This window comes from Microcystis sp. M53598_WE2, from assembly GCF_030067735.1.
GTDB lineage: Bacteria > Cyanobacteriota > Cyanobacteriia > Cyanobacteriales > Microcystaceae > Microcystis > Microcystis aeruginosa.
Genome location: NZ_JASJFE010000311.1, coordinates 1 through 2,739 on the forward strand (window position 1 = coordinate 1; position 2,739 = coordinate 2,739).

The window sequence follows — 2,739 nt, forward strand, 5'->3', positions numbered from 1 at the left end:
GAAGTTCAACCCCAATATCTTAACGATTGGACACCGCAATTAGAGGCAGAATTTCAACAAAGGTCTAAGCAGGTTATTAACCATTTTGCTAAGGCAGAAAGTTATGGCAATTTGTGGGGAGAAAACGAGAAAAAATCCTATCCTATGGCCATGTTTGATTTCTTGGCAGGAAACCGGCAAAAAGCCCTAGATTTCCTGCAGCAGGATGACCCACAAAAACGGGAACAGGCCCACACCGATTATATAGATTATTATTTTTCTTTTACCCTGAAAGGACAAATTAGAAAGTATTTTCTTCTCGGAAAATATCTCGATCCTGTTTATCGTCAGAGAATGTATAATGCGGCGAAAATTTGGACAGAAACCGACCCTTTACAACGGCCCCATCCTGTCCACGGTACGGGCCAAGGAACGGGTAATGATTGGAGTATAACAAGACGGGGTTTATGGGTAGATAGTCGCAATACTGATAACCTGCGAGCGATGCGCGAAACATCGGTTTATCTGATGGCCGAAGAAACCGGAAATGAAGCAACTCGTCAAATTTATAAAAGTAAAATTAAGCGTTACGTTTCAGCTTTATATAACATCGGTATGGGAGAATGGGATTCAGAAGTTTATCACGGTCACACCTTTGCTCCCTATCTCAATCTCTACGATTTTGCTCAAGATACGGAAGTTAAACAATGGGCAAAAATGGCCTTAGATTGGTTATCCATGGCCGCTAGTGTTAAATATTATCGCGGTGGTTGGGGGGGCCCTGTAAAACGTGATTATGGTGATGGCCATGGCGTAATGCGATCGCACGCAGGCCGCACTTTTTGGCTATACTTTGGTGATACTCCTGTCCCCAATAATCGCCCGGAATTGGACTCTCTTTATCTAATTACCAGTGGTTATCGTCCTCCTTTAGCAGTGATGGAATTAGCCCGAAAAAACTTTAATAAACCGGTAGAAATTCTCGCCAGTAAACCCCTGTATGAAAACTGGAAACCGGGCAATAATCAAAGTCCAGGTTATTGGGAAACTCAATTTATCGGGGCTAGTTATCAAATGGGTAGTCTGGCGGGAACTTTCCCCGATGGCGATGTGGCCCCATTTAAATTAATGGCCTTTAATCAACACAAAGGGGTGGATTTTTTTGTGGCTAACACTGGCAAAAATGGCGTAAAACCGGGCAAAAATCCCGGGGATGAAATCGGACAATATCGTAATCTTTTAATCTGGTTACGACCAGCAGACCAAGCTTTTTTCTGGCAATTACCGAAAACTGCCAAGGTAGAAAAAGATGATAATATCTGGTTTATTCAATTAGAAAAAACTTGGTTAGCCCTGAGATTAATAAATCTTTCTTCTCCTGAAATGATCGAGATTCCTAATTCCCCTTATCCCGATGATAATACCTACCAAGCTTTACCCACAGGTAACAATTATGCGGGTTTTGCTCTGGAAGTGGGGGAAGCGGCAACCCAGGGTAGTTATGAGAATTTCAAGAGCATATTTAAGCAAAAAAGTCAAGTAAATTTAACTCAAATTAACCAAGGCAGCCTCTTATTTAAAGGCAGTCAAGGGCAGAGTTTACAATTGACCTATAATCAAATCAATCTACTGCCGATTTTAATTCGTAACGGTCAAAAGCACGATTGGTCAAAAAATTTCGCCCTTTATAACAGTTTAAGTCGAGATAACTCTCCCGTTTCTTTGGGTTGGAAAAAGGGCAAATTAACCGTCAAAGCAGGGAAATATCAATTTTCTAATGCTTTGATCCTGTCTTCTCCTTAAGTTAAGCTAAACGGCGCTTAACCTGCATGATCCAACAGCTATAACCCTTTTGGAGTCTATATCGGTGATCCGAAGTAAAAGCCGTTTAGCTTATCTCCCTGGTGGTGGTTTCTGGGGAGAAGCTAATGCGGTATCAGGGGATGGTTCAGTCATCGTTGGTTTCAGCGATTCGGCAAATGGGCTGGAGGCCTTTCGTTGGACACAAGCTACAGGGATGGTTGGACTAGGCGACCTTCCAGGTGGTGGTTTCGGTAGCTTCGCCTTTGGAGCATCACAAGATGGTTCGGTTGTCGTCGGACTAAGGGAGGGTGCCAGTGGTCAGAGGGCGTTCATCTGGGATGCGACTAATGGTATGAGAGACTTGCAAGAAGTCTTAGTCAATGACTTCGGATTAGACCTAACAGGATGGCATTTATCTAATGCAAGGGCAATTTCCGCTGATGGACTAACAATCGCAGGTAGTGGAGGAAATCCCAATGGACAATTCGACCCACATTCCGCACCCTCAACTGTCACATTGAAAATTTTATCTAAATCGTCAAAACGATTGCCGGCTCTGAATTACAGGCTAATTTGTTTGCCCAGCAGATGCACAATTGGTGCTAAAAATCTGATAGCTCTGATACCAAATTATTGAAATAAACTCTCATTAAGCTGGCGATCGCTGACTAGAGTGTGACACTTCATAATTCTTAGTAATCGCTAAAAGTCTTACTATACAAGGGCTAGAGCAACTTTTGATTTCAACGACTAGGGTGCGGAATGTGGGTTCCGAGGGTTTTATATTGATACTTTTGATTCGCTTAGGTTATTAGGTATTTCATAGAAAAAATCAAAAGTGAGCTTTTACTGTCAATTCAATTATACTCCATTATCTCTTGACGATTCGATATTAATTGTCAAGCACTCCTTGGCGATTTTTCTGGGAACTACGAGAAAAATGTCTTTGGGCATAAA

The 2,739-nt window shown here is 42.1% G+C and carries 2 protein-coding genes; both read left to right on the forward strand.

What is annotated here, in order from left to right; translation table 11 throughout:
• A partial coding sequence (locus PX636_RS06735) for a hypothetical protein (RefSeq protein ID WP_288116566.1) occupies positions 1 to 1,782 on the forward strand: 1,782 nt, incomplete at its 5' end.
• Between the two features lie 49 nt (positions 1,783 to 1,831).
• Complete coding sequence (locus PX636_RS06740; protein WP_288116567.1) at positions 1,832 to 2,419, forward strand: hypothetical protein; 588 nt, start codon at positions 1,832 to 1,834, stop codon at positions 2,417 to 2,419.
• Positions 2,420 to 2,739 lie beyond the last annotated feature (320 nt).